Source organism: Erythrobacter sp. LQ02-29 (genome assembly GCF_022576075.2).
In the GTDB taxonomy this organism is placed as follows: Bacteria; Pseudomonadota; Alphaproteobacteria; order Sphingomonadales; family Sphingomonadaceae; genus Alteriqipengyuania.
Genome location: NZ_JANCNT010000001.1, coordinates 1897561 through 1921766 on the forward strand (window position 1 = coordinate 1897561; position 24206 = coordinate 1921766).

27 protein-coding genes and 1 tRNA gene are annotated in these 24206 nt (G+C 66.7%); 19 read left to right on the forward strand and 9 right to left on the reverse strand.

All coding sequences use genetic code 11. The features are described 5' to 3' along the window. Positions 1-26: 26 nt before the first annotated feature. A complete protein-coding gene (gene radC / locus MKP08_RS09405) occupies positions 27-737 on the reverse strand; it encodes a DNA repair protein RadC (protein ID WP_241553599.1) in 711 nt (236 codons plus the stop codon). A gap of 195 nt (positions 738-932) precedes the next feature. On the opposite strand from radC, the gene MKP08_RS09410 reads away from it, so the two are divergent. From MKP08_RS09410 to MKP08_RS09430, 5 genes are all read left to right on the forward strand, one after another. Beyond that, positions 933-1301, forward strand: a complete 369-nt coding sequence (locus tag MKP08_RS09410; protein ID WP_215228424.1) for an AtpZ/AtpI family protein — start codon at positions 933-935, stop codon at positions 1299-1301. Between the two features lie 12 nt (positions 1302-1313). After that, positions 1314-2108 carry a F0F1 ATP synthase subunit A gene (locus MKP08_RS09415; protein WP_255750116.1) on the forward strand — a complete coding sequence of 265 codons (795 nt, stop codon included), beginning with the start codon at positions 1314-1316 and terminating at the stop codon, positions 2106-2108. A 39-nt stretch (positions 2109-2147) separates the two neighbouring features. After that, positions 2148-2375, forward strand: a complete 228-nt coding sequence (locus MKP08_RS09420) for a F0F1 ATP synthase subunit C (RefSeq protein WP_215228423.1) — start codon at positions 2148-2150, stop codon at positions 2373-2375. A gap of 90 nt (positions 2376-2465) precedes the next feature. Further along, complete coding sequence (locus MKP08_RS09425; protein ID WP_241553600.1) at positions 2466-2960, forward strand: ATPase; 495 nt, start codon at positions 2466-2468, stop codon at positions 2958-2960. Continuing rightward, the gene (locus tag MKP08_RS09430; RefSeq protein WP_241553601.1) at positions 2953-3531 is read left to right on the forward strand and encodes a hypothetical protein; all 579 of its coding nucleotides are present in this window, start codon (positions 2953-2955) and stop codon (positions 3529-3531) included. Before MKP08_RS09425 ends, MKP08_RS09430 begins: the two co-directional genes overlap by 8 nt. Before the next feature lie 91 nt (positions 3532-3622). Here MKP08_RS09430 and gloB read toward each other — a convergent pair whose 3' ends face one another. Together gloB and rpsA are read right to left on the reverse strand one after the other, a co-directional pair. Then, the gene (gloB, locus tag MKP08_RS09435; RefSeq protein ID WP_241553602.1) at positions 3623-4384 is read right to left on the reverse strand and encodes a hydroxyacylglutathione hydrolase; all 762 of its coding nucleotides are present in this window, start codon (positions 4382-4384) and stop codon (positions 3623-3625) included. A 114-nt stretch (positions 4385-4498) separates the two neighbouring features. Then, a complete protein-coding gene (rpsA, locus tag MKP08_RS09440; RefSeq protein ID WP_241553603.1) occupies positions 4499-6202 on the reverse strand; it encodes a 30S ribosomal protein S1 in 1704 nt (567 codons plus the stop codon). Positions 6203-6710: 508 nt separating this feature from the next. Between rpsA and MKP08_RS09445 the strand changes: the two genes are divergently transcribed. Further along, the gene (locus MKP08_RS09445) at positions 6711-7475 is read left to right on the forward strand and encodes an EAL domain-containing protein (protein ID WP_256970035.1); all 765 of its coding nucleotides are present in this window, start codon (positions 6711-6713) and stop codon (positions 7473-7475) included. A 19-nt stretch (positions 7476-7494) separates the two neighbouring features. On the opposite strand, the gene MKP08_RS09450 is transcribed toward MKP08_RS09445, so the two are convergent. Genes MKP08_RS09450 through aroA form a run of 4 tightly spaced genes read right to left on the reverse strand, consistent with a single transcriptional unit; the run spans position 7495 to position 10326 of the window. Beyond that, positions 7495-8085: a DUF2238 domain-containing protein gene (locus MKP08_RS09450; protein ID WP_241553605.1), complete on the reverse strand. Its 591-nt coding sequence runs from the start codon at positions 8083-8085 to the stop codon at positions 7495-7497. Positions 8086-8114: 29 nt separating this feature from the next. Then, the gene (locus MKP08_RS09455) at positions 8115-8741 is read right to left on the reverse strand and encodes a d(CMP) kinase (RefSeq protein ID WP_241553606.1); all 627 of its coding nucleotides are present in this window, start codon (positions 8739-8741) and stop codon (positions 8115-8117) included. Further along, complete coding sequence (locus MKP08_RS09460; protein WP_215228417.1) at positions 8738-9007, reverse strand: permease; 270 nt, start codon at positions 9005-9007, stop codon at positions 8738-8740. The genes MKP08_RS09455 and MKP08_RS09460 overlap by 4 nt, the downstream gene beginning before the upstream one ends. Further along, on the reverse strand, positions 9004-10326 hold the full coding sequence (gene aroA, locus MKP08_RS09465; protein WP_241553607.1) for a 3-phosphoshikimate 1-carboxyvinyltransferase: 1323 nt from the start codon (positions 10324-10326) through the stop codon (positions 9004-9006). Before aroA ends, MKP08_RS09460 begins: the two co-directional genes overlap by 4 nt. Positions 10327-10473: 147 nt before the next feature. Between aroA and MKP08_RS09470 the strand changes: the two genes are divergently transcribed. The 5 genes from MKP08_RS09470 (at position 10474) to rimM (ending at position 13840) form a co-directional block, all read left to right on the forward strand. Further along, positions 10474-10803: a TIGR02300 family protein gene (locus MKP08_RS09470; RefSeq protein WP_215228415.1), complete on the forward strand. Its 330-nt coding sequence runs from the start codon at positions 10474-10476 to the stop codon at positions 10801-10803. A 123-nt stretch (positions 10804-10926) separates the two neighbouring features. After that, positions 10927-11002: transfer RNA gene (locus MKP08_RS09475), tRNA-Ala, on the forward strand. 248 nt (positions 11003-11250) lie between these two features. Next, positions 11251-12723, forward strand: coding sequence for a signal recognition particle protein (gene ffh, locus MKP08_RS09480; RefSeq protein ID WP_241553608.1), 1473 nt, complete (start codon positions 11251-11253; stop codon positions 12721-12723). Between the two features lie 33 nt (positions 12724-12756). Then, positions 12757-13239 carry a 30S ribosomal protein S16 gene (rpsP, locus tag MKP08_RS09485; protein WP_241553609.1) on the forward strand — a complete coding sequence of 161 codons (483 nt, stop codon included), beginning with the start codon at positions 12757-12759 and terminating at the stop codon, positions 13237-13239. A 55-nt stretch (positions 13240-13294) separates the two neighbouring features. Further along, the gene (gene rimM / locus MKP08_RS09490; RefSeq protein ID WP_241553610.1) at positions 13295-13840 is read left to right on the forward strand and encodes a ribosome maturation factor RimM; all 546 of its coding nucleotides are present in this window, start codon (positions 13295-13297) and stop codon (positions 13838-13840) included. On the opposite strand, the gene MKP08_RS09495 is transcribed toward rimM, so the two are convergent. After that, positions 13837-14724: an oxidoreductase gene (locus MKP08_RS09495; protein WP_241553611.1), complete on the reverse strand. Its 888-nt coding sequence runs from the start codon at positions 14722-14724 to the stop codon at positions 13837-13839. The two genes, rimM and MKP08_RS09495, sit on opposite strands and share 4 nt — an antisense overlap. Positions 14725-14776: 52 nt before the next feature. Next, positions 14777-15685 (reverse strand): NAD(P)/FAD-dependent oxidoreductase, encoded by a 909-nt coding sequence (locus MKP08_RS09500; RefSeq protein ID WP_241553612.1) that lies wholly within the window; start codon positions 15683-15685, stop codon positions 14777-14779. 56 nt (positions 15686-15741) lie between these two features. Here MKP08_RS09500 and trmD point away from each other — a divergent pair, with 56 nt between their 5' ends. From trmD to MKP08_RS09540, 8 genes are all read left to right on the forward strand, one after another. Continuing rightward, a complete protein-coding gene (gene trmD / locus MKP08_RS09505) occupies positions 15742-16488 on the forward strand; it encodes a tRNA (guanosine(37)-N1)-methyltransferase TrmD (protein ID WP_241553613.1) in 747 nt (248 codons plus the stop codon). Then, positions 16485-16856 carry a 50S ribosomal protein L19 gene (gene rplS / locus MKP08_RS09510; protein ID WP_215228408.1) on the forward strand — a complete coding sequence of 124 codons (372 nt, stop codon included), beginning with the start codon at positions 16485-16487 and terminating at the stop codon, positions 16854-16856. Before trmD ends, rplS begins: the two co-directional genes overlap by 4 nt. A gap of 128 nt (positions 16857-16984) precedes the next feature. Beyond that, positions 16985-19258, forward strand: a complete 2274-nt coding sequence (locus tag MKP08_RS09515; protein WP_241553614.1) for a S9 family peptidase — start codon at positions 16985-16987, stop codon at positions 19256-19258. Then, positions 19255-20439 carry an APC family permease gene (locus tag MKP08_RS09520; RefSeq protein ID WP_241553615.1) on the forward strand — a complete coding sequence of 395 codons (1185 nt, stop codon included), beginning with the start codon at positions 19255-19257 and terminating at the stop codon, positions 20437-20439. Before MKP08_RS09515 ends, MKP08_RS09520 begins: the two co-directional genes overlap by 4 nt. A 78-nt stretch (positions 20440-20517) precedes the next feature. Next, positions 20518-21726 (forward strand): APC family permease, encoded by a 1209-nt coding sequence (locus MKP08_RS09525; RefSeq protein ID WP_241553616.1) that lies wholly within the window; start codon positions 20518-20520, stop codon positions 21724-21726. A 99-nt stretch (positions 21727-21825) separates the two neighbouring features. Further along, positions 21826-22851: an aspartate-semialdehyde dehydrogenase gene (locus MKP08_RS09530; protein ID WP_215228404.1), complete on the forward strand. Its 1026-nt coding sequence runs from the start codon at positions 21826-21828 to the stop codon at positions 22849-22851. A 5-nt stretch (positions 22852-22856) separates the two neighbouring features. After that, positions 22857-23426 carry an aspartate-semialdehyde dehydrogenase gene (locus MKP08_RS09535; protein ID WP_241553617.1) on the forward strand — a complete coding sequence of 190 codons (570 nt, stop codon included), beginning with the start codon at positions 22857-22859 and terminating at the stop codon, positions 23424-23426. Further along, complete coding sequence (locus MKP08_RS09540; RefSeq protein ID WP_241553618.1) at positions 23423-24184, forward strand: alpha/beta fold hydrolase; 762 nt, start codon at positions 23423-23425, stop codon at positions 24182-24184. Before MKP08_RS09535 ends, MKP08_RS09540 begins: the two co-directional genes overlap by 4 nt. Positions 24185-24206 lie beyond the last annotated feature (22 nt).

Sequence of the window (24206 nt, forward strand, 5' to 3'; positions counted from 1 at the left end):
GGACCGCGTGGAGGGCCGGACGCCGGTCAGATAAGCCCCTTGGCGCGGAGGCTGACATGGCCTTCGCGCCCGACGATCACGTGATCGTGCACGGTCATGCCGAGCAGACGGCCGGCCTCCATGATCCTCTGCGTGATCTGGATGTCGGCCCGGCTCGGCTCCGGATTGCCGCTGGGATGGTTGTGGACCAGGATCATGGCCGTAGCCCCCAGGTCGAGCCCGCGGCGAATGACCTCGCGCGGGTGGATCGCCGCCTCGTCCACCGATCCGTCGCCCACATGATGGTCGCGGATGAGCTGGTTACGCGCATTGAGATACAGCACCCGCACGCGCTCCACCGTCAGATTGCCCATGTCGATGGTGAGATAGTCGAGCAGCGCCTGCCAACTGCTCAGGACCGGGCGCTGTTCCACTTGTGCGCGGGCCATGCGCCGCGCGGCCAGCGCCACGGCCTTGAGCGCGGCGGCGCTGGTCTCGCCCATGCCCTTGACCGCGGCGAGCGCAGCGGGATCGGCGTCGAGTGCACCCGCGAGCGAGCCGAAATGCTCGATCAGGCGCTTGGCGAGCGGCTTGGTATCGCCTTGCCGGAAGGCGGCGAAGAGTAGGTATTCGAGGACCTCGTAATCGGCCAGCGCCTCCGCTCCGCCGGTCAGCAGGCGGCGGCGCAGCCGTTCGCGGTGGCCCGTGCCGCCATGGGTGGGGGGAGGGGTCTTCCCGGTTTCCTGGTTGCCGCTCAACTCGTCGCGCCCCGCTGCAATGCCTGGCAAACCGCATGACGGCTGTCGCTGCGCTGTGCAAGTGGAGCGAATTGAATGGCTTCGCGGGCACCGCTCCGGTTGACTCGGATTTACCCCCCTTCTAAGGGGGCGGCGCCCTCGGCGGGCAGCTCTCGCCTGTGCCGCGCACCCCTTCTACACGGAAAGGAGCTTGGCATGAGCGATGAGAAGCCCGCACGGGAACCCATTGCCGAGGATGCGCGGATCGATGCGCTCGAGGCGCGGCTGAAGGCCGCACGCGAGCGGGAAGATGAGCGCAACCGGTCCAGGACGGATGATCCCGATGCGAGCTATCGCATGGGCAACCGGGTACTGGCCGATCTTCTTGGCGGGCTTCTCGGCGGTGCGCTGATCGGATACGGTTTCGACGCCTTGTTCGGGACGCTGCCCTGGGGTCTGTTGGTGGGGCTGTTCGCAGGAATAGTCGTGGCCTTCAGGAACGTTTTCCGGATCGCGAGCGGGCCCTCCGGCGGTTCTTCCCAGGAAGAACGGGACCAGGGGCACGATCGGGATCAGACGCGATAGGGAATAGCGCAAGTGGCGGCAGAACATGCCAAGGTCGACCCGATGCACCAGTTCGCGATCGAACCCCTGTTCGGTTCGCGGACGTGGGAGCTGGCCGGCTTCAACATCTCCTTCACCAACAGCGCGCTGTGGATGCTGATCGCGGCGATCGCGCTGGGCATCTTCGTCTATGGCGGCATGAAGCGCGAGCTGGTGCCCGGCCGCTGGCAGATGATGGTGGAAAGCTGCACCGGCTTCATCGAGGACCTGCTGCGCGCCAATATCGGCGAGGCGGGACGTAAATACGTCCCCTACATCTTCAGCCTGTTCATGTTCATCCTGTTCGCGAACCTGCTGGGCCTGGTGCCGTTGCCGCTGGCGATGGCGGGGATCCACCCGTTCACCTTCACCAGCCACTTCACGATCACCGGAATTCTGGCGATCATGAGCTTCCTGATCGTGCTGGTGGTCGGCTTCTGGAAGCACGGGTTCCACTTCTTCAGCCTGTTCATCCCGCACGGCACCCCGGTGCCGATGATCCCGCTGATCTTCCTGATCGAACTGTTCAGCTTCATGATGCGGCCCTTCAGCCTCGGCCTGCGACTGTTCGTGGCAATGATGGCCGGGCACGTCCTGCTGGAAATCCTGGGCAGCTTCATCATCGACAGCACCAATGCGGGTGCGGGCTGGGGCCTCGCCATCGGCACGCCCAGCTTCCTGCTGATGCTGGCGATCTGCGCGCTGGAACTGCTGGTCGCTGCGATCCAGGCCTACGTCTTCGCTCTGCTTTCCGCGCTCTATATCAACGACGCGGAAAACCTTCACTAAGCCTTTCAACCAACGTATTTTACCCAAAGGAGTTTTGTCATGGATATGGAAGCTGCCAAGCTTATCGGTGCCGGTCTCGCGGCCATCGGTGCGGGCCTCGCCTCGATCGGCGTGGGCAACGTGTTCGGTTCGTTCCTCGAGAGCGCGCTGCGCAACCCGGGTGCCGCCGACGGCCAGCAGGGCCGCCTGTTCATCGGCTTCGCCGCCGCCGAACTTCTCGGCCTGCTCGCGTTCCTTATCGCGATCATCCTGATCTTCGTCGCCTGATCGACGGATACGCACAGTGCCGGCCGGGTTCGCGCCCGGTCGGCGGTGCATCCATCCTAGACTTGCGATCGATCTGACCGGACCCGACCCATGCCCCAGATAGCCCAGCTGACCGAAACCTATTCCAGCCAGATATTCTGGCTGCTGGTGATTTTCGGCCTGGTTTTCTTCGTCGTTGGCCGGGGCATGGTGCCCAAGGTCGTGGCGACCGTCGCCCAGCGTGACGAGCAGATCTCGGCCGACCTCGCCGCCGCGCAGGCCGCGCGCGACAAGGCGGACGAGGAAGAGGAAGCCTGGCGTCAGCGCGAGAACGAAAATCGCGTGAAGGCGCAGGGCATCGTTGCCGAGGCCAAGGCCGAAGCCGCCGCCAAGAGCGAGAAGAAGCTCGCCGCGGCGCAGGGTCGGATCGACAAGAAGATCGCCGAGGCCGAAGAGCGGATCGCGCAGTCGCGCGATGCCGCAATGGCCGAGGTCGAAACCGTTGCGGCGGACGCCGCGCAGGACATCGTGCGCCGCCTCGCCGGCGTCGATGTCAGCGCGGGTGACGCCAACGCCGCCGTAAGGAAGGTCATGGCCCATGGCTGAGCCCACCACCGATCCCTTCGTTCCTGAGAACCCCGCCGTGGCGGAGCAGGTTGCCGAAGGCCACATGGTCAAGGATGCGCCGCATGCCGAGCCGAGCGCGCTGGGCCTGACTCCCGGCGGGTGGGTCGGTGCGTCGATGCTCGTCCTGCTTCTGATCCTGATCTGGAAGGGCGGGCTCAAGGCGATGACCGGCGGGCTCGATTCGCGCATCGCCGCCATTCGCGAACAGCTCGACGAAGCGAAGAAGCTGCGTGCCGAGGCCGAGGCGCTGCGCGACGAATACACGACCAAGATCGCCAATGCGGAGAAGGACGCAGAGGCAATGCTCGAGAATGCGCGGCACGAAGCCGAAGCCCTGCTCGACAAGGCCGAGGAAGACAGCAAGGCGCTGGTCGAACGGCGCAAGCGGATGGCGGACGAGAAGATCGCCGCCGCCGAGCGCGAAGCGGTCGAGGACGTGCGTAACCGCGCGGCGAGCGCCGCCGCTGCGGCGAGCCGGGGTCTGATCGCCGAGAAGCACGATGCGAGCGCCGACAGCCGCCTTGCCGACGAGCTGATCGCGGGCATCTAACCTTCCAATAGTCTAGAATACAAAAGGCCCTGCTTCGGCCGGGCCTTTTCGTATGCGCGGCGTGTGCACCTCGCCGAATCCGCCGGTCCCGCTAGAAAGCGTCCTTGGCAGCCCTCAGCGCGGCGAAGGTCTGCGCCGGTGTCTCCCCGCCCCAGCGTTGCCGCATGGCGGGCTCGTCGGCGCGCAGGAAGGGATTGGTGGCGAGCTCGCGCGACAGCACGGTGGGCACGGTCGGCTCGCCATGCAGCCGCTTCGTATCGACCTCCGCCGCATAGACCGCCAGCGCCCGGTTGTCGGGATCGGCATGGCGGGCGAATTTCGCATTCGCCGCGGTGTATTCATGCGCGCAATAGAGCGTGGTTTCGGGCGGCAGGGCCTTGATCCGTTCCAGCGCGGCCCAGAACTGCTCCGGCTCTCCCTCGAACATCCGCCCGCAGCCCAGCGCGAAGACGCTGTCGCCAACGAAGGCGATGGCGTCGTCGGCAAGGTGGTAGGCGATGTGGCCATTGGTGTGGCCGGACACGTCGATCACGCGCGCTTCGTGCGATCCCAGGGTCACTCTGTCGTCATCCCCCACAACGCTGTCGATAGGAGAGATCTTCTCGACCTCGGCGGGCGCGATCACCCGCGCGCCGGTCGCCTCCACGATAGCCTTGTTCCCGCCCGCATGGTCGGGGTGCCAATGCGTGTTCCAGATCTGCGTGATGCGCCAGCCCTTGCTTTGCGCCTGATGCAGATATTCCGCGCCGTCGGGCGTATCGATCGCCGCGGTCTCTCCGCTGGCGGGATCGTGGAGCAGGAACCCGTAATTGTCGGAGAGGCAGGGGAACTGGTGAATTTGGAGGTCGGCCATACCCTTCGATGTAGGAACGGAGGGTAGAGTAGGAAAGGCCCGCCGCTCCCGGGCAGGGAGGGCGGGCCTTTCTTGTTACCGTCAGGCGCGGACAGACGGCGCCTTGGGGTCTACTTAGTCGTCGGCCTTCTTGAGCGCTTCGCCCAGGATGTCGCCGAGCGACGCGCCGCTGTCGGACGAGCCGAACTGCGCCACCGCCTGCTTCTCTTCAGCGATCTGGTAGGCCTTGATCGAGAAGTTCGGCTTCTTCGAGCGGTCGAACCCGGTGACCATGGCGTCGACCTTCTGGCCGGTCTGGAAGCGATCCGGACGCTGCTCGTCGCGGTCGCGGCCAAGGTCGGAACGCTTGATGAAGCCGGTCGCGCCGTCTTCGCCGACCTGCACTTCCAGTCCGCCGTCGCGCACTTCGAGAACCGTGACGGTCACGGTCTCGCCGCGGCGCAGCGTGCCTTCCATGCCCGATTCGCTGGGCGCACCCTTCTCGAGCTGCTTCATGCCGAGGCTGATGCGCTCCTTGTCGATGTCGACGTCGAGCACGATGGCCTCGACCTCTTCACCCTTGCGGTGCAGCGCCAGCGCGTCCTCGCCGGAGATGCCCCAGGCGATGTCGGACATGTGGACCATACCGTCGACGTCGCCGGGCAGGCCGATGAACAGGCCGAATTCGGTGGCGTTCTTGACTTCGCCCTCGACCTTGGAGCCGACCGGGTGCGCCTCGGCGAACTCTTCCCACGGATTGCGCTGGGCCTGCTTGAGGCCGAGCGAAATGCGGCGCTTCTCGGAATCGACTTCCAGCACCATCACTTCGACTTCCTGGCTGGTCGAAACGATCTTGCCCGGATGGACGTTCTTCTTGGTCCAGCTCATTTCGGAAACGTGGACCAGGCCCTCGATCCCCGGCTCCAGCTCCACGAAGGCGCCGTATTCGGTGATGTTGGTGACGGTACCGGTCAGCTTCATGCCCACCGGGTACTTCTGGCTGACGCCTTCCCACGGATCGCTCTCGAGCTGCTTCATGCCCAGGCTGATGCGCTGGGTATCGGCGTTGATGCGGATGATCTGTACCGTGGCGGTCTGGCCGATCTCGACCACTTCGCTGGGGTGGTTGATCCGCTTGTAGCTCATGTCGGTGACGTGGAGCAGGCCGTCGATGCCGCCCAGGTCCACGAACGCGCCGTAATCGGTGATGTTCTTGACCACGCCGTCGATCACCTGGCCCTCGGCCAGATCGCTGATCAGTTCGCTGCGCTGTTCGGCGCGCGTCTCTTCCAGCACGGCGCGGCGCGACACGACGATATTGCCGCGGCGGCGATCCATCTTGAGGATCTGGAACGGCTGCGGCTGATCCATCAGCGGGGTGACGTCACGCACGGGGCGGATATCGACCTGGCTGCCGGGGAGGAAGGCCACGGCACCGTCGAGGTCGACGGTGAAGCCGCCCTTGACGCGGCCGAAGATGCGGCCTTCGACGCGCTTGCCTTCGCCGAATTCGCTTTCCAGCTTGTCCCACGCGGCTTCGCGGCGGGCGCGGTCGCGCGACAGCATCGCTTCGCCGTCGGCGTTCTCGACGCGGTCGACATAGACTTCGACTTCGCTGCCGACCGTCAGGCCGTGCTCGTCCTTGTTACGCTCGAATTCCTTGAGGTCGACGCGGCCTTCGCTCTTCAGGCCCACGTCGATCACGGCCATGCCGGCCTCGATCGCGGTGACGGTGCCCTTGACCACGCGGCCTTCGAAGCCGCCGTCGTCGACATTGCCGAGCTGTTCGTTGAGCAGCGCCTCGAAATCGGCGCGAGTGGGATTGGCTGCTGTTGCCATAATGGGGTTCAGTCCTGTTTCAGTCATTTCCGGCCACCGGTTTTACCGGGGTCTTGTGGCCAGACTCTCCGCCGGGCCGGATGCCGTGGCGAAGGCCCTAGGGCGCGCCACCCTTGCCGAAATGCGATGCGGCGGCGCGTGAGTGCGCCAGCGGCTAACGGGCATCGGTCAGGAAAGCGTCCGTCGGACGGGCGCGCACATAGGCAAAACGGGCCGATTTGGCAAGCGGAAAGGTGGCGGTGGTGGCCGCCCGAATCCTACACGATGGAACACATGGAACAGTGTCCTGGGCGAGAAAAAGAACCCGCCCAATGGCCCGGGGAGGGGGCGTTTGAAGAGGAGGGAGCACAAGACTGCATCGCCGATCCGCATAGTCGAACGGGGAAGGGTAGGACAGGCGCGCCATTTCGTCCTGCGCCGGTGGCCCCGAGTCGGCGGGAGGCGAAAAGACCAGCGTTCACGATATTTTATCGACTGGCGACTAGTCCGCGACCGACAGGAGGCGAAGATGGTTACTGGGTGTCAGGGTTGTCGCGGGGAAGACCACGCGTTCGATATCGCGATGGCGTTCCAGCCCATCGTCGATTGCGAAACCGGTGCGCCTTTCGCTTACGAGGCGCTGGTTCGCGGGGCCGACGGGGCAAGCGCGCATAGCGTCCTCTCCCGCGTTCATGCCGACAACCGCTATGCCTTCGACCAGAAATGCCGCGTCGCCGCGATCGAAGGGGCGGTTGCCGCGGGTATTCTGGACACGGATGCGAAGCTTTCGATCAATTTCCTGCCCAATGCGGTCTATTCGCCACTGGCCTGTATCCAGCTGACGCTGAAGACCGCCCGCGCGTGCGGCTTCCCCACGGATCGGCTGATTTTCGAATTTACCGAGAACGAGCACATGGCCGACACCGACCATGTGAAGCTGATCATCGAGACGTACCAGAACATGGGCTTCGGCACCGCGATCGACGATTTCGGGGCGGGGTATGCGGGGCTGGGCCTGCTCGCGGGCATCCAGACCGACTACCTGAAGCTCGATATGGAACTGGTGCGGGGAATCGACGCCTCGCGCCCGCGCCGCCTGATCGTGGAGGGCGTGGTGCGCATGGCGCGCTCGCTGGGCATCGCGGTGATCGCCGAGGGGATCGAGACGGCCGCCGAGTACGAGGCATTGCGGGTGCTGGGCGTGCGCTATCTGCAGGGCTATCACTTCGCCCGCCCGGGTTTTCGCGAATTGCCCGCGATCGGCCCTGTGGAAAGCTACGCCGCCGTCGCCTGACGGGAGCCCCGGGCGCAAGTCAGCTCAGGCGCGCCAATTGCCGGTCATGCGGGCGCGAAAGGAACAGCAGGGCCGCCGCCGCGCCGACCACGCACATCAGCATGTCCCACTGGGTATCCCACGGGTCGCCCTGCGTCCCCAGGAACTCGTCCGCGTCCTGGCCTAGTGCCATGGCCGCACCGAACTCTACCAATTCGTAACCGGCGCTGACGGCGAGGCAGCAGGCGAGCACGAGCACGGTGAGCAGGGTTCCGCGGCCCAGCGGGCTGAGGCGCAGCAGCAATTCGCGAAAGACGATGGCGGGGACGAAGCCCTGCATCAGATGGCCGAACCGGTCATAGGGATTGCGCGCGAGCCCCAGCCAGTCCTGCACCGCGAAACCTGCCGGAACGCGCGCGTAGGTGTAGGCTCCGCCGAGCATCAGGACGAGGCCGTGCAGGCCGATCAGCGTCAGCGCCAGCGTGGTGAGCGGGAAGCGCCGCCGCGTGGCCCACAGGATCGGGAGCGCGATCAGCGCCGGCGCGACCTCCATCCACCATGTCGCCTGGTCGTAGGGCGCCCATCCGGACCAGATCAGCGCGACGGCCCATACCGCGGTGAGGAGCCACAATCGTCTGGACGAGGGGCCTCTCGCCGTCGTCACTCGCCGCGGATCGCGGTTTCGACCGCCTCGATGGTGAAGCGGATCGCCTGATCGCGGTCGAGCGCGGTGGTGTCGATCACCTGCGCGTCGGGCGCGGGGGCCAGCGGGGCGATGGCGCGGCTGCGGTCGCGCCGGTCGCGCGCCTCTAGATCGGCGACGATGTCCTCCAGCGAGACGTCCTGCCCGCGCCCGCGCATCTCGGCCCATCGGCGCTCCGCGCGCGCCTGGGTGCTGGCGGTGATGAACAGCTTCACCTCGGCATCTGGCGCGATGACGGTGCCGATATCGCGCCCGTCGAGCACCGCGCCGCCTTCCTGCGTGGCGAAGCTGCGCTGCCGCTCGAACAGCGCCTGGCGCACGCCGTTATGGATTGAGACGCGGCTCGCGAGCCCGCCGACCCGCTCGGTCCGCAATTCGGGGTCGGCCAGCAGCCCGTCGGGGAAGCCGCACGCCGCCAGCGCGTCGCCCCCGTCGTCCGGGTTGCCACCGTCGAGGAAGACCTGCCAGCCCACCGCCCGGTAGAGCAGCCCGGTGTCGAGATGCGGCAGCCCGAAATGCGCGGCCAGTGCCTTGGCGATGGTGCCCTTGCCACTGGCGGTCGGCCCGTCGACGGCGATGATCATGCCTCGCGCTCCTGTCCCTTGCGCCCGGTGCGGATCGCCTTGACCAGGCCGTAGATCGCGATCGCGGCCCAGAAGCCCTCCAGCACCAGCGACGGCCAGTTGGTGTGGACCAGCAGCGATACGGTGAGCAGCGCCGCGCCCGCCAGATTGGTGCCATGCAGCACGAACGGGTTCGGCTTCGGTTGCCAGGTCAGATAGGCGTAGGCGGCGATGATGCAGGCCATGCCGGCAAAGCCGACGATCGTGTAGATGTCGAGGTTGGTCATGCCGATGCCTCGGCCAGCAGCGCCTCGAAACTCGGGAAGCTGGTTGCGATCGGGCGGGTGTCGTCCACCTCCACCCCTTGGCGGCTGGCAAGCCCCGCGACCGCCATGCTCATGGCGATGCGGTGGTCGAGATGGGTGGCGACGGGGCCGCCGCCGGGCAGAGGCTCGCCGCCGGTCCCCTCTATGACGAGGCCGTCCGGCGTTTCCTCCACCCGCGCGCCGATGGCCGCCAGTGCAGTGGCCATGGCGGACAGGCGGTCGCTTTCCTTCACCCGCAGTTCCTCCAGCCCGGTGGTGCGGGTGGTCCCGCGCGCCAGCGCGGCGGCGACGAACAGCACGGGAAATTCGTCGATCATGCTGGGGGCGAGGGCGGGGGCGACCTCGATCCCCGTCAGCGCCGCGTGGCGCACGCGCAGGTCGGCGACCGGCTCCCCGCCGACGTCGCGCCGGTCGAGCTCCTCGATATCGGCTCCCATCTCGCGCAGGACCGCGATCAGGCCGGCGCGGGTCGGATTGAGGCCGACATTTTCGATCGTCAGGTCGCTTCCCTCGACCAGCGTCGCGGCGACGATGAAGAACGCGGCGGAGGAGGGATCGCCCGGCACCTCGATCGTCTGCGGCGAAAGATCCGCCTCGCCGGTCAGCCGGATCGTGCGCTCGCCCCCCGTTTCCTCCACCTCGATCGCCGCGCCGAACCCTTTCAACATGCGTTCGGTGTGGTCGCGCGTCGGCACCGGCTCGATCACGCTGGTGATGCCCGGCGCGTTGAGCCCGGCGAGCAGCACCGCACTCTTCACCTGCGCCGATGCGACGGGCAGGCGATATTCGATCGGGATGGCGGGGGTCATGCCCTCCATCGTCAGCGGCAGCGTTCCCCCGGGCGCGCCGTGGAACTGCGCACCCATGCGCGAAAGCGGCTCGATCACGCGGTTCATCGGCCGCTTCGACAGGCTGGCATCGCCGGTGAAGGTCGCGGTGATGCCATGGCTGGCGATCAGGCCCATCAGCAGCCGGGTCGACGTGCCGCTATTGCCCATCTCGATCGCGGTGCGCGGTTGCAGCAGGCCGCCGACGCCCACGCCGCGGATCGACCAGGTGCCGTCCTCACCGCGCTCCACCTGCGCGCCCATGGCACGCAGCGCGGCGGCGGTGGCGAGCACGTCCTCCCCCTCCAGCAGGCCGGTCACGCGGGTCTCTCCGATCGCGAGGGCCCCGAACATCAGCGAGCGGTGGCTGATCGACTTGTCGCCCGGCACGCGGATGCGCCCGGTCAGCGGATTGGAAGGGGCGAAGCGGCGGGGCAGGGGGGCGGCGTGCATGGCGCGCGGCTTTGACACCGCAGGGGCCGCGTGGCAAGGCGCGCGCCACGCTTGATTCGGGGCGCCTGCGCCTCCACATCGAACCCGTATTCGAATTCAATTGCACGAGGGGCGGCGAACAGGCCGCGCCCGCACGAGGAAGATAACATGGCAAAGCCGGAATGGGGCACGAAGCGTAGCTGCCCCAAATGCGGAACGCGTTTCTACGACCTGGGCAAGGACGATCCCGTCACCTGCATCGAATGCGGTGAGGAATGGGATCCCGAGCCCGTGCTGAAGTCGAAGCAGCCGATCCCGTTCGAGGAAGACGAGAAGAAGAAGAAGGACGCGGAGGCCGATTCCGATCTGGCCGACGACGATCTGGAAGACATCGACGAGGACGACGATTCGCCCGACAACGAAGTCGATCTGGGCGGCGACGACGATCTCGGCGTGTCGAAGGGCAAGGGCGACGACGAAGGCGACGACGAAACGTGATCGCGTTCGTCGCCGATCTGGAACTTGGAACGATATAAGGCTTGCATTGGGCGGTGCGCCTTTCTAAAGGCCGCTTCCCGCAAGGGCGGTGCCTCCCAGGGCACCGCGCAAGACAAGTGATTTGGGGCCTTAGCTCAGCTGGGAGAGCGCTACAATGGCATTGTAGAGGTCAGCGGTTCGATCCCGCTAGGCTCCACCACTTCACCGTTCTGCGGCTCTGGACTTGCTGCAAACGGCGGTGTCGTCCGCTTCCGGTGCTCACGGACTTGATGTCCGCTGCGCGCCGGTTCTCCGACACCACTGTTTTCGCTGGCGTTCAGAACCACAGTCCGGCAAAGTGGACTGCAATGAAGTCGGGATATTCCCGCACGCTGGCCGACGAGGTTTCGTCCGCCGGCGTTTTTCGCGTTTGCTGCGGGTTCGCGGCGTTTGGAGTGACGAGACACGATGTTTGAAGCGCTGTCCGATCGCCTGACCGGCACTTTCGACCGCCTGCGCGGGCGTGGTGCCCTGCGCGAACAGGATGTGCGCGACGCGATGCGCGAGGTGCGGGTCGCGCTACTGGAAGCGGACGTGGCGCTGCCCGTCGCGCGCCAGTTCATCGACCGCGTCACCGAGAAGGCGGTGGGCCAGGATGTGCTGCGCTCCGTCACGCCGGGCCAGCAGGTGGTCAAGATCGTCAGCGACGAGCTGGTCGAGATGCTGGGCGGGGAAGGGCACGAGGATATCAACCTCGCCGCGCGCCCGCCGGTCGTGGTGATGATGGTCGGCCTGCAAGGTTCGGGCAAGACCACCACAACCGCGAAGCTGGCGCGCTATCTGCGCGAGAAGCACGGCAAGCGCGCGCTCATGGCCTCGCTCGACGTCAATCGCCCGGCGGCGCAGGAACAGCTGGCCGTGCTCGGCACGCAAGTCGATGTCGCGACGCTGCCGATCGTCGAGGGCCAGCAGCCGGTCGATATCGCGCGCCGCGCGATGGAGGCGGCGCGGTTGCAGAACGCCGATGTGCTGATGCTCGACACCGCGGGCCGCCTGCATGTCGACGAAGCGCTGATGGCCGAGATGAAGGCGGTGGCCGGGGTTTCGACCCCGACCGAAGTGCTGTTGGTGGTCGACAGCCTGACCGGGCAGGACGCGGTCAACGTCGCGCAGAGCTTCTCCGACGAGGTGCCGCTGACCGGTGTGATCCTGACCCGGATGGACGGCGATGCACGCGGGGGCGCGGCGCTTTCCATGCGCGCGGTCACGGGCAAGCCGATCAAGTTCGCAGGCACGGGCGAGAAGCTCGACGCTCTGGAGGCGTTTCATCCCAAGCGCGTCGCCGACCGGATCCTGGGCATGGGCGACGTCGTCAGCCTGGTCGAAAAGGCCGCGGCGACGATCAAGGAAGAAGACGCCGAAGCGCTCGCCAAGCGCATGTCCAAGGGGCAGTTCGACCTCAACGATCTGCGCATGCAGCTGGCGCAGATGCAGAAGATGGGCGGCCTCGGCATGCTGGCCGGCATGATGCCGGGCATGAAGAAGGCCAAGGCGGCGATGGCGGCGAGCGGGATGGACGACAAGGTGCTCGTCCACATGGACGCGATCATCGGCTCCATGACCGCAAAGGAACGCGCGAACCCCGCGCTGATGAATGCGAAGCGCAAGAAGCGCGTCGCGGCGGGTTCCGGCGTGCAGGTGCAGGACGTTAACAAGCTGTTGAAGATGCACCAGGAAATGGCGCGCGCGATGAAGCAGATCAAGAAGATGGGCGGGCTCAAGGGCCTCGCCGCAATGTTCGGTGGTGGCGGCGGCATGGGTGGTGCCGGCGGCCCCGGAGGAATGGGTGGCGGCGGAATGCCCGGCCTGCCCGGCGGCGCTGGGGGCCAGGACGCGATGTCGGCCGATCTCGCCAACCTGCTCAACAAGTCCAAGAAATGATTTCAGACGTTTAGAATCGAAAGGTAACACATCATGGCAATTTCCCTCCGTCTCTCCCGTGGTGGCGCGAAGAAGCGTCCCTATTACCGCATCGTGGCCGCCGACAGCCGCAAGCCGCGTGACGGCGCCTATCTGGAACAGATCGGCACCTACAACCCGCTGCTCGCGAAGGACGACGAGAAGCGCGTCCAGCTGAACGAGGACCGCGCGCGTTACTGGCTGGGCGTCGGCGCGCAGCCGAGCGACCGCGTCGCCCGCTTCCTCGACGCCGCCGGCGTGAAGGAGCGCACCGCGCGCAACAACCCGAACAAGGCCGAGCCGGGCGAGAAGGCCAAGGAACGCGCCGAGGAGAAGGCCGCGAAGGCTGCCGAGGCCGAGGAAGCGCGCAAGGCCGCCGAGGAAGAAGCCAACGCTCCGGCCGAGGAAGCGGCCGCCGAGGAGGCTCCTGCCGCCGAGGAAGGCGCTGCGGAAGAAACCGCGGCGACTGCAGACGAAGGCGAGAAGGCCGAGGGCTGATGGCCCTCTCTCCCCTCCCGCTTGCGGGAGGGGCCGGGGGTGGGCCTGTGAAGCTATGACACACCCCGCCAGGCCCCCCTCCAACCCCACCGACGGGCGCGAGGGGAATTCTTCGGACCGCGCCGTCACGCTCGCCGCCGTAACCGGCGCGCACGGCGTGACGGGCGAGGTCCGGCTTAAGCTGTTCGGCGAGGACGGCGTCGCATCGCTGAAGCCGCACAAGCGGTTCAACGACGGCACGCTGACCCTTGCGAAAGTGCGCGACGACGGGAAGGGCGGTGCGATTGCCCGCTTCGCCGAGATTGCCGATCGCAATGCCGCCGAAGCGCTGCGGGGCACCGTGCTTACCGTGCCGCGCGAAACCCTCCCGCCGCTCGAAGAGGGCGAGTTCTACCATGCCGACCTGATCGGCCTGCCCGTGGTAACCGATGCGGGCGACCCGATCGGCACGGTCGCCGACGTGGTGAATTACGGCGCGACCGACATCATCGAGATCGCGCGCCCCGATGCGAAGCCTTTGCTGGTGCCGCTGATCGACGCCGCCGTTCCGGAGTGGAACGGAGAGCGGCTGGTGGTGACCGCCGCCTTTGTCGAGGACTAGTCCGCGATCCCGTTCAGCCGCTCCAGTGCGTCCTCGGGCAGGTCCAGCGACGCCGCCGCGATGTTCTCGCGCAAATGCGCGCGCGAGGAGGTGCCGGGGATGACGAGGATATTGTCCGACCGCTGGAGCAGCCAGGCGAGTGCGACCTGGAATGGCGAGGCGTCGAGGTCCTTCGCCACCGCGTCCAGCGTCTCCGACTGCAGCGGACTGAACCCGCCCAGCGGGAAGTAGGGCACGTAGGCAATATCCTCGTCGGCCAGCCAGTCGATCAGCGCATCGTCGCCGCGCTTAGCGAGGTTGTAGGCGTTCTGGACGCAAACGATGGGACAGATGGTTCGGGCTTCCTCGACCTGTCCTTGGGTCACCGTGCTGATGCCGACATGCCGCACCAGCCCTTGTTCGCGAAGCCGCGCCACCGGTTCGACGAAGCGCGCGACACTCTCGCCGGTCGGGACGACGCCGCCATCGCCGCTGCCCATGATCCGCACGTTGACGACTTCCATCGCCTCCAGACCAAGATGTTCCAGATTGTCGCGCAGGCCCTGTTCGAGCGCATCGGGATCGTTCCAGGGGAGCCACTGCCCCTCTTCGTCGCGCCGTGCGCCGAGTTTGGTCACGATGGTCAAATCATTGGGGTAGGGATGCAGCGCCTCGCAGATCAGCCGGTTGGTTATGTGCGGACCGTAGAAGTCGCTGGTGTCGATATGATCCACGCCGAGTTCGACCGCTTCGCGCAGCACGGCCAGCGCCTCTTCGCGATCCCTGGGCGGCCCGAATACGCCTTCGCCCGCGAGTTGCATCGCGCCGTAGCCCATGCGTTTCACGGTGCGGTCGCCCAATTGCCACGTTCCGGCGGCGGCGGGGTCGAGAGGGCGATCGGTCATGCGGGTTCTCCTTTACGACCCGAAGCGCGAGGGGCGTGCATGGTTCCGCTGGTCAGCGCCGCAGGGGCCGTTCCTGCGCCAGATGGTTGCGGATCGTCGTTGCGGCGACTCCGGCCTGCCCCATTGCGTGGCTGATCTGATCGAGCCCGAGCACCACGTCGCCCGCCGCGAACAGGCCCGGCACGGTGGTTTCGAGATGATCGTCCACCGTCAGGCAGCCCTCTTCAGTCGCCTCCGCGCCAAGATTTACCGCCAGTTCGGAACGGATGTGGGAGCCGAGCGCGGGATAGACGCTGTCGAATTGCAGCCAGCCGTCGGCGGTTTCGACCGCGAGCCTGTCGCCCTCGATCCGATATTCGCCGCATGGGCCGTCGTGCGTTTCGATTCCGGCTTCGGCGAGTTCGGCCTGGCATTCCTCGTCCAGCTCGTGATCGACATCGGGCGCGACCAGCGTCACGTCGGCGGTATAGCCGCGCAGGAACAGCGCCTCGCGCGTGCCATGGTCGCCGGTGCCGATCACGCCCACGCGCTTGTCGGTGACCTCGTAGCCGTCGCAGATGGGGCAATAGCGCAGCAGGCCGCGCGCCAGCGCCTCGTCGTGCAAGGTGTCGTCCATACCGGGCGGGTGGCGGTTGAAGACCCCGGTCGCGAGCAATACGGAGCGCGCGGCGAAGCTCTCCCGATGGGTCTCGATCCGGAAATGCCCATCCTCGTGGGCCAGCGCGATGACCCGCCGTTCCTCTCGTACCGCGCCGAAGCGGGCGGCCTGTCGGCGCATGCGATCGAGCAGGTCCGTGCCCGTAATCCCATCTGGATAGCCCGCATGGTTGTGCGTGCGCGGGATCAGCGCCGCCCGGCTGGTGCCGCAATCGAACAGGCGGACCTTGAGATAGAACCGCGCGAGATAGATCGCCGCGGTCAGCCCCGCCGGTCCCGCCCCGATGATGATGCAGTCGTCCATCGCAGCTCAAACGCACGGGATGGCGTTGCGCTCCAGCGCGGTCTAAGCGGCGCGCCATGACCTTCGCCGCCACCGTCCTGACGCTTTATCCCGAGATGTTTCCCGGCCCGCTCGGCGTGTCGCTGGCGGGGCGGGCGCTGAGCGAAGGCGCGTGGTCGCTCGATACCGTGCAGATCCGCGATTTCGCCACCGACCGGCACCGGACGGTGGACGATACCCCGGCGGGTGGCGGAGCGGGGATGGTGCTCAAGCCCGACATTCTTGCCGCTGCGATCGACCATGCGCGCGAGAAGCAGCCCGCCGCGCCGGTGCTCGCGATGACGCCGCGCGGGGCTCCGATCACGCAGGCGCGCATCCGCGAGCTGGCGGCGGGGCCGGGGGTGACGCTGCTTTGCGGCCGGTTCGAGGGGTTCGACGAGCGGATTTTCGCCGGGCGCGAGGTCGAGGAGGTTAGCCTTGCCGACATCGTGCTGTCCGGCGGCGAACCCGCGGCGCTCGCCATACTCGACGCTTGCATTCGCCTGCTTCCCGGCGTAATGGGCGCGGCTTCAAGCGGTATCGAGGAATCCTTCGAGGAAGGGCTGCTCGAATATCCGCACTACACCCGACCTCCGGAATGGGAAGGGCGCACGATCCCCGAAGTGCTGCGATCGGGGGATCATGCGAAGATCGCGGCGTGGCGCAAGCAACGCAGCGAGGACGATACACGGTTACGCAGGCCGGACCTTTGGGAGCGCCGCGGTGGTGCTCGGGCCCAGTCTGCCTCTGGCGCGCGGCATGAAGATAGGGACCAGGGTCAATGAACCTGATTCAGCAACTCGAGGCCGAGGCGATCGCCAATCTCGGCAAGGATATTCCGGATTTCCGCCCGGGCGATACGCTGCGCGTCGGCGTACGCGTGGTCGAGGGCACCCGTGAGCGCGTGCAGAACTTCGAAGGCGTGTGCATCGCACGTTCGAACCGCGCGATGGGTAGCAATTTCACCGTGCGCAAGATCAGCTTCGGCGAAGGTGTGGAACGCGTCTTCCCGCTCTATTCGCCGATCATCGACAGCGTCACCGTGGTCCGCCGCGGCGTCGTGCGCCGGGCGAAGCTGTATTACCTGCGCGGCCGCACCGGCAAGCGCGCCCGCATCGCGGAACGCCGCGACAACCGGCCGGTCGACGCGTAAGCGATCAAGCGCCTGCAACGGTAAAGACGGGGGCGGCCTTTCGGGGCCGCCCTTTTCTTTTGTGCGAAGGTCGGGCATCGCGCGGAAAACTTGCCGTTTTCACCCGATACGAAAGGCCCCGCCTTGCCATGCGAACCATGCTTCTCGCCGCCGCTGCCGCCCTGTCCATCTCTGCGCCCCTGGCCGCGCAGGACAATCCGATGAGCGACAGCGCCGCGGCGAGCCAGGTGCAGCAACAGGGCGACCTCTCTTTCCAGCGCGTCTTCGGCAGCCCGAGCCTGAGCGGTTCCACCCCGCGCGCGACGAAGCTGTCGCCGGACGGACGCTGGCTGACCGTGTTGCGCCCGCGCGAGGACGAGAAGGAGCGCTACGACCTGTGGGGCTACGACCGCGAGAACGGCACGTGGTCGATGCTCGTCGACAGCAAGAAGCTGGGCACCGGGCGCGAACTCTCCGAAGCGGAGAAGATGCAGCGCGAGCGCGCGCGCATCGGCAGCCTGAAGGGGATCGTGAGCTATCAGTGGACGCCCGACGGCACGGCTATCCTCGTGCCGCTGGAAGGCGACCTCTATCTGGCGCAACCGGGCGGCGAGGTGCGGCGCCTGACCGATAGTGAGACGGGCGAGCTCAACCCCGCGATCAGCCCGGACGGCGGCTATCTCTCCTACGTCGCGGACCGGCATCTGATGGTCGGCCCGGTGGGCGGCGCGGCGCAGGCGGTGACGCCCGACGAGGCGAACAAGAACGTCCACTGGGGCGAGGCCGAATTCGTCGCGCAGGAGGAACTGGACCGGTCGACCGGATACTGGTGGAGCCCGGACGACCGGCGCGTCGCGGTGGAGCGCTTCGACGAGAGCCGCGTGGGCGTCGTCACCCGCGCCGCCATCGGCGCGACCGGGACCAAGGTGTTCGACCAGCGCTATCCCGCGGCGGGCACGCCCAACGCCGTGGTCGATCTTTATGTCATGAAGCCGGACGGGTCGGACAAGGTGAAGGTCGATCTGGGCAAGAACGACGACATCTATCTCGCCCGCGTGAACTGGGCACCCGATGGCAAGACCCTGTATGTCCAGCGGCTGGATCGCGAGCAGACGAAGATCGACATGCTGAAGGTCGATCCGGCCACGGGCAAGTCGTCGGTGCTGTTCACCGAGAAGGCCGCGCTACCCGATTACTGGGTCAACCTTACCAGCAATTACAAGTGGTTGAAGGACGGTTCTCTCATCTGGTGGTCGGAGCGCAGCGGCTACGGCCAGCTCTACCGGCTCGCCAACGGCAAGTGGACGCAACTTACCGGTAAGGGGCGCGATGCAGACTGGGTGGTTACCGACCTGGTCGGGGTGGACCAGGACACGGGCACGCTGTTCTTCGCCGGGACGAAGGACGACCCGCTCGCCAGCCAGATCTATTCGGTCGACTATCGCAAGGCCGGCGAGCCCAAGCGGCTGACCGACCCGGCCTTCGTCAACCAGGCCTCGATGGACGACAAGGGACGCACGCTGCTGATCACCCGGTCGAGCGACACGCAGCCGCCGCAGACCTATCTCGCCGACCAGGCGGGAACGGAACTGGCCTGGGTCGAACAGAACCGGCTCGACGCCGATCACCCCTACGCGCCCTATGTCGCGAGCCACGAACTGGCGAAATACGGCACGCTGAAGACGCGCGACGGCGCAACGCTGCACTGGAAGATGATTACGCCCGAAATGAAGCCGGGCAAGCGCTACCCCGTGTTCTTCAGCCATTACGGCGGGCCGCACGCGCAGGTCGTGACCAAAGGCTGGGACGGGCCGCTGCCACAGGCGATCGTGGACCAGGGCTACATCTATTTCGAGATCGACAATCGCGGCAGCGCCAATCGCGGGGCCCGGTTCGAGCAACCGATCTATCGCGCGATGGGCGGGATCGAGGTGTCCGACCAGAAACAGGGGGCCCAGTTCCTCAAGTCGCTGGACTACGTCGATCCGGACAAGATCGCGATCTATGGCTGGTCCTATGGCGGCTACATGACGCTCAAGATGCTGGAGGCCGATCCCGGCCTATATGCCGCGGGGATAGCCGGTGCGCCGGTGACCAAGTGGGAATTGTACGACACCGCCTATACCGAACGCTACATGGGCACGCCGCAGGACGACGCGGCGTCCTACGCGAAGGCGGATGCACTGGCGGACGCGGGCAAGATCGCCGATCCGATGCTGCTGATCCACGGGATGGCCGACGACAACGTGGTGTTCGAGAATTCCACCGCGCTGATCGCCGCGCTGCAGCAGTCGCAGACCCAGTTCGACATGATGCTCTATCCCGGCCAGACGCACGGTGTGGGCGGGCCTAACATCAGCCCGCAGTTGTGGAACACGATCTTCCGCTTCCTGAAGAATAACGGGGTGACCCCGCCCGAATGAGCAAAGGCCGATCCAGCGACCGGATCGGGCCCGCCGCGGTATGGGCCATCGCCGTCGGCGGGATGGTCGGCGGCGGGATCTTCTCGACGCTGGGGGTGGTGATATCCAGCGCGGGGCAATGGGCGGGCGTCAGCTTCGTGCTTGGCGGGCTCGTCGCACTGGCGACGGGCCACAGCTTGTCCGCGCTGACCGTCGACAGCGACGAGGCGGGCGGGATCTATACCTTCCTGCGCGATCTCGGGCGCAAGCGGATTGCGGCGGCTTCCGCCTGGGTGCTGCTGGCCGGATACGTGCTTACCTGCGCGGTCTATGCCTACACTTTCGGGGCCTACCTCGCCCACGCGGTCGGCGGGCCGGGCTGGATCGCGCCGGCGATGGCGAGCGCGGCGATCCTGTCGATGGCGGCGATCAATTTGCGCGGGGCGGGGCAGGCGACGGGCGTGGAAATCGCCATCGTCGCGGTGAAACTGGCGATCCTTGCCGCGCTGGCGGCCTTCGGTCTGTCGAAGTTCGATGCCGGCGCGCTGACGATCCCATCGCAGCCGGGGCTCGTCGGCATCGTGGTCGGCGCGGCAAGCGTGTTCATGGCTTACGAGGGCTTCGAACTGCTGGCCTACGATTACGACGAGATGCGCGACCGCAAGCGCACGATCACGCGCATGATGGCTCTTTCCATTGTCAGCGCGGCGGCGATCTATGTGCTGGTGGCGCTCGCGGTGCCGATGCTGACGGGGACGCAGGCGGTGATGCAGGATGGCGAGGTGGCCCTGTCCAATGCCGGGCAGGCCGCGCTGGGCACGCCCGGGCTGATCGCAGTGACGATCGCCGCGGCGCTTTCCACTGCATCGGCCATAAACGCGACGATCTTTTCCAGCGCGCGGCTGGCCGAGGAGGTGGCGAAGGACGGCGCGCTGCCCGGCTGGCTGGACAACCGCAACGCACATGGCGCGCCGCAATGGGCGGTGCTGTCCCTCTCCGCACTCGCGCTGGCGCTCGCCATCGTCGGCGGGCTCGGTGGCCTCGTCAGCGGGGCCAGCCTCGTCTTCCTGCTGGTGTTCGGCACGGTCAACGCGCTCGCCTTTGCGGAAAAGGTCGGGCGGCGCTGGGTATCGCTGCCGGGCGCGATCGGTGCCTTTGCCGCGATGACGGTGCTGGTGCTGCATTTTGCCGGAGTAGTCTGAGCAAGAACTTTCCGTACTGATCTACGTTAAGTCTGCGTGGCCGCCGTTCGCGACCTGAAACGCAGGAGCACGTCGACCATGGCAGCGAAAACCGACAAGTCCGATGGCGGCAAGCTGAGCCTGAACGCATCGTGGTCGATGGCGGTCGGCGGAATGATCGGCGGCGGCATCTTCGCCACGCTGGGCGTGGTGTTCGACACCGCGGGTGCCTTCGCTCCGGTCGCGTTCCTGATCGGGGGGCTCATCGCGCTCGCGACCGCGCACAGCTATGCCGAACTTACCCGCCACCACGACAAGTCGGGCGGGGTGTTCATCTATCTTCACCAGGACGGGCACGAGACGGTAGCGCGCGTCTCGGTGTGGGTCCTGCTGGCGGGCTACACCCTGACCGTCGCGGTCTATGCCTACACCTTCGGGGCCTATCTGTCCGACGCGCTGGGCGGACCCGACTGGATCAAGCCCGCCGCCGCTGTCGCCTCCATCGCGATCCTGGCCGGTGTGAACCTGATGGGGGTGAAGGAGAGCGCGGGCGTGGAGATCTTCGTCGTCTGGGCGAAGCTCATCATCCTGCTGGCGCTGGCGGTGATCGGCATTGCCCATTGGGCGCCCGATAACTTGCAGGTGACGGGCGATGGCGGCGGCGGACAGTCGCCTTTCCTCGGCGCGATCGTCGGCGCGGCCAGCGTGTTCATGGCCTATGAGGGTTTCCAGCTGCTGTCCTACGATTACGAGGAAATGGAGAAGCCCAAACGCGACATCGGCCGCGGCATGATCCTGGCCGTGGCGGCGGTGATCGTCGTCTACATCCTGGTCGCGGTCGGCACCGGCATGCTGATCGGCGCGGACAAGGTGATCGCGGAGAAGGAAGTCTCGCTGGCCATCGCGGGCCGCGCGGCGGCGGGCGAGGTGGGCTTCATCGCGGTGGCGATCGCCGCGCTGTTCTCGACCGCGTCGGCAGTGAATGCGACGATCTTCTCGACCGCCCGGCTGACCAAGCGCGCTTCCGAACTGGGCGAGATGCCTGATGCATTCGACAAGACCAATTCCGCGGGCGTACCCTGGTTCGGCACCGTGCTGATCGCGGTGGTGGCGGGCGTACTGGCGCTGTTCGGCGGGCTCGACCCGTTGGTGAAGGCGGCCAGCCTCGTCTTCCTCGCCATCTTCGCGATCGTGAACCTGATTTCGATCCGTAAGGATGCGGGCATCCGCTGGATCTCGGTCGCTGGGCTGATCGGCGCGGTCGCCTCGGCAATCGTGCTGGTGATCCACTTCTTCGGCGTGGTGTAGCGCGAACGCTGGCTGCCCCCGCACGAAGCAGGGATTGCTTGCCCGGCGGGCACGCGCGCCCTAGGTCGGCGCGCGAGAAAGCCAAGGAGTACGAAGCGAATGGGTTACCGCGTGGCCGTAGTGGGCGCGACCGGCAATGTCGGGCGCGAAGTGATGCAGATCCTGGCGGAGCGTGCCTTCCCGGCGGACGAGATCGCCGCCGTGGCGAGCAGCCGCTCGATCGGGACCGAGGTCGAATACGGCGACAGCGGCAAGATGCTCAAATGCAAGAACATCGAGCATTTCGACTTTTCCGGCTGGGACATCGCGATCTTCGCCGCGGGTAGCGGCCCGGCGAAGGATTACGCGCCCAAGGCAGCGGCCGCAGGCTGCGTGGTGATCGACAACAGCTCGCTCTATCGCATGGACCCGGACGTGCCGCTGATCGTGCCCGAGGTGAACCCGGACGCGATCGACGGCTATACGAAGAAGAACATCATCGCGAACCCGAACTGTTCCACCGCGCAGCTGGTGGTCGCGCTGAAGCCGCTGCACGACGCGGCGAAGATCAAGCGCGTGGTGGTCAGCACCTACCAGTCGGTCTCGGGTGCCGGGAAGGCGGGAATGGACGAGCTGTTCGAGCAGAGCCGCGCCATCTTCGTAGGCGATCCGGTCGAACCGAAGAAATTCACCAAGCAGATCGCCTTCAACGTCATCCCGCATATCGACGTGTTCATGGATGACGGTTCCACCAAGGAAGAGTGGAAGATGGTGGTCGAGACCAAGAAGATACTCGACCCGAAGATCAAGCTGAACGCCACCTGCGTGCGTGTGCCGGTGTTCGTCGGCCACTCGGAAGCGATCAATATCGAGTTCGAGAACGAGCTGACCGCCGACCAGGCTATGGACATCCTGCGCGAGGCCCCGGGCTGCATGCTGGTCGACAAGCGCGAGGACGGCGGATACGTCACCCCGGTCGAAAGCGCGGGCGACGGTGCGACCTATATCAGCCGGGTCCGCGAGGACCCGACGGTGGAGAACGGGCTGACACTGTGGTGCGTGTCCGACAATCTGCGCAAGGGCGCGGCCCTGAACGCGGTACAGATCGCCGAGCTGCTCGGTCGGCGGCACCTGAAGAAGGGATAGGGCGCATGCGCATCGCCATGGTAACCGTAGCGGCCCTCGGCCTCGCTCTGGCCGCGTGCCAACCATCGGCCGATCCCTCCGCGAAGGAGAGCGGCGCTGCGCAGACCGATACCGGCGAAGCGCCCGAGGCCGATGCGGTGACGTTGCGCGGCGACGGGCTGGCGGCTGGCGCGGAGAGCTTCTACTTCGGCGCGGGCCGCAGCGAGGTGGAAGCGGGCGTGACCAGCGCGCTGGGCGAGCCGACGGAGCGCAGCGATGACGCCGAATGCGGTGCGGGACCGGTGCAATTCACCGTCTATCCGGGCGATCTCCACCTCAATTTCCAGGACGGCAAGCTGGTCGGCTGGCTGGTGCAGGATGGAAATTCCTCCCCCACCATCCGGACGGCACAGGGTGTCGGCATCGGAACACCCGCGCAAGACGCGGCGGCGCGGATCGACGCGAAGCCGGTGGTAGGGTCGACCCTCGATGGTGAATTCCAGGCGGCGGGCGACATCGGCGGGTTCTTCGGCGAAGCGGGCGGTGCCAGGCGGGTGACCGGGCTGTTCGCCGGGACAAACTGCTTCGCCCGGTGAGTAACGACGCGATCACCGAACGTTTCGCCAGCTTCGACGGGGTCGAACTCGCGCTGCATCGTCTGGGCGAGGGCGCGCCTTTGTTGCTGCTGCACGGCCTGTTCTCCAGTGCGGAGATGAACTGGATCAAGTGGGGTCATGCGCAGCGGCTCGCCGATGCGGGATTCGCGGTCGCGATGCTCGACTTTCGCGTGCATGGCGACAGCGCCGCGCCGCACGACGAGGCGGCCTACCCGGAGAACGTGCTGGTCCGCGACACGGTGGCCGCGCTCGCGCATCTGGGCTGGGACGATTACGTGCTCGGTGGCTTTTCGCTCGGCGCGCGCACGTCCTTGCACGGGGTGGTCCAGGGATTGCTGAAGCCGCAACGGCTGATCGTCGGTGGGATGGGCATCGCGGGGCTGGGCGAATGGAGCACACGCTCCGCTTTCTTCCGCCGCGTGATCGACGAATTCGACACCATCGGGCGCGACGATCCGGCGTATTTCTCCCGCCAGTTCCTGAAATCGCAAGGGGTCGACCGGGTCGCGGCGCGGCTGCTGCTGGGCACGCTGCCCGACATGGAACTCGGCGATCTCGACCGGGTCACGATGCCCACGCTGGTCGTGTGCGGCGACGAGGATCGCGACAACGGCTCGGCCGAGGAGCTCGCCGCGCTGCTGCCGCACGCGACCTATGTCGAGGTGCCCGGCACGCATATGTCGAGCGTGACGAAGCCGGAACTGGGCGAGCGTATGGCGGAGTGGCTGACCGCTTGATTAAGCCGCGCGGCGCGGGCAA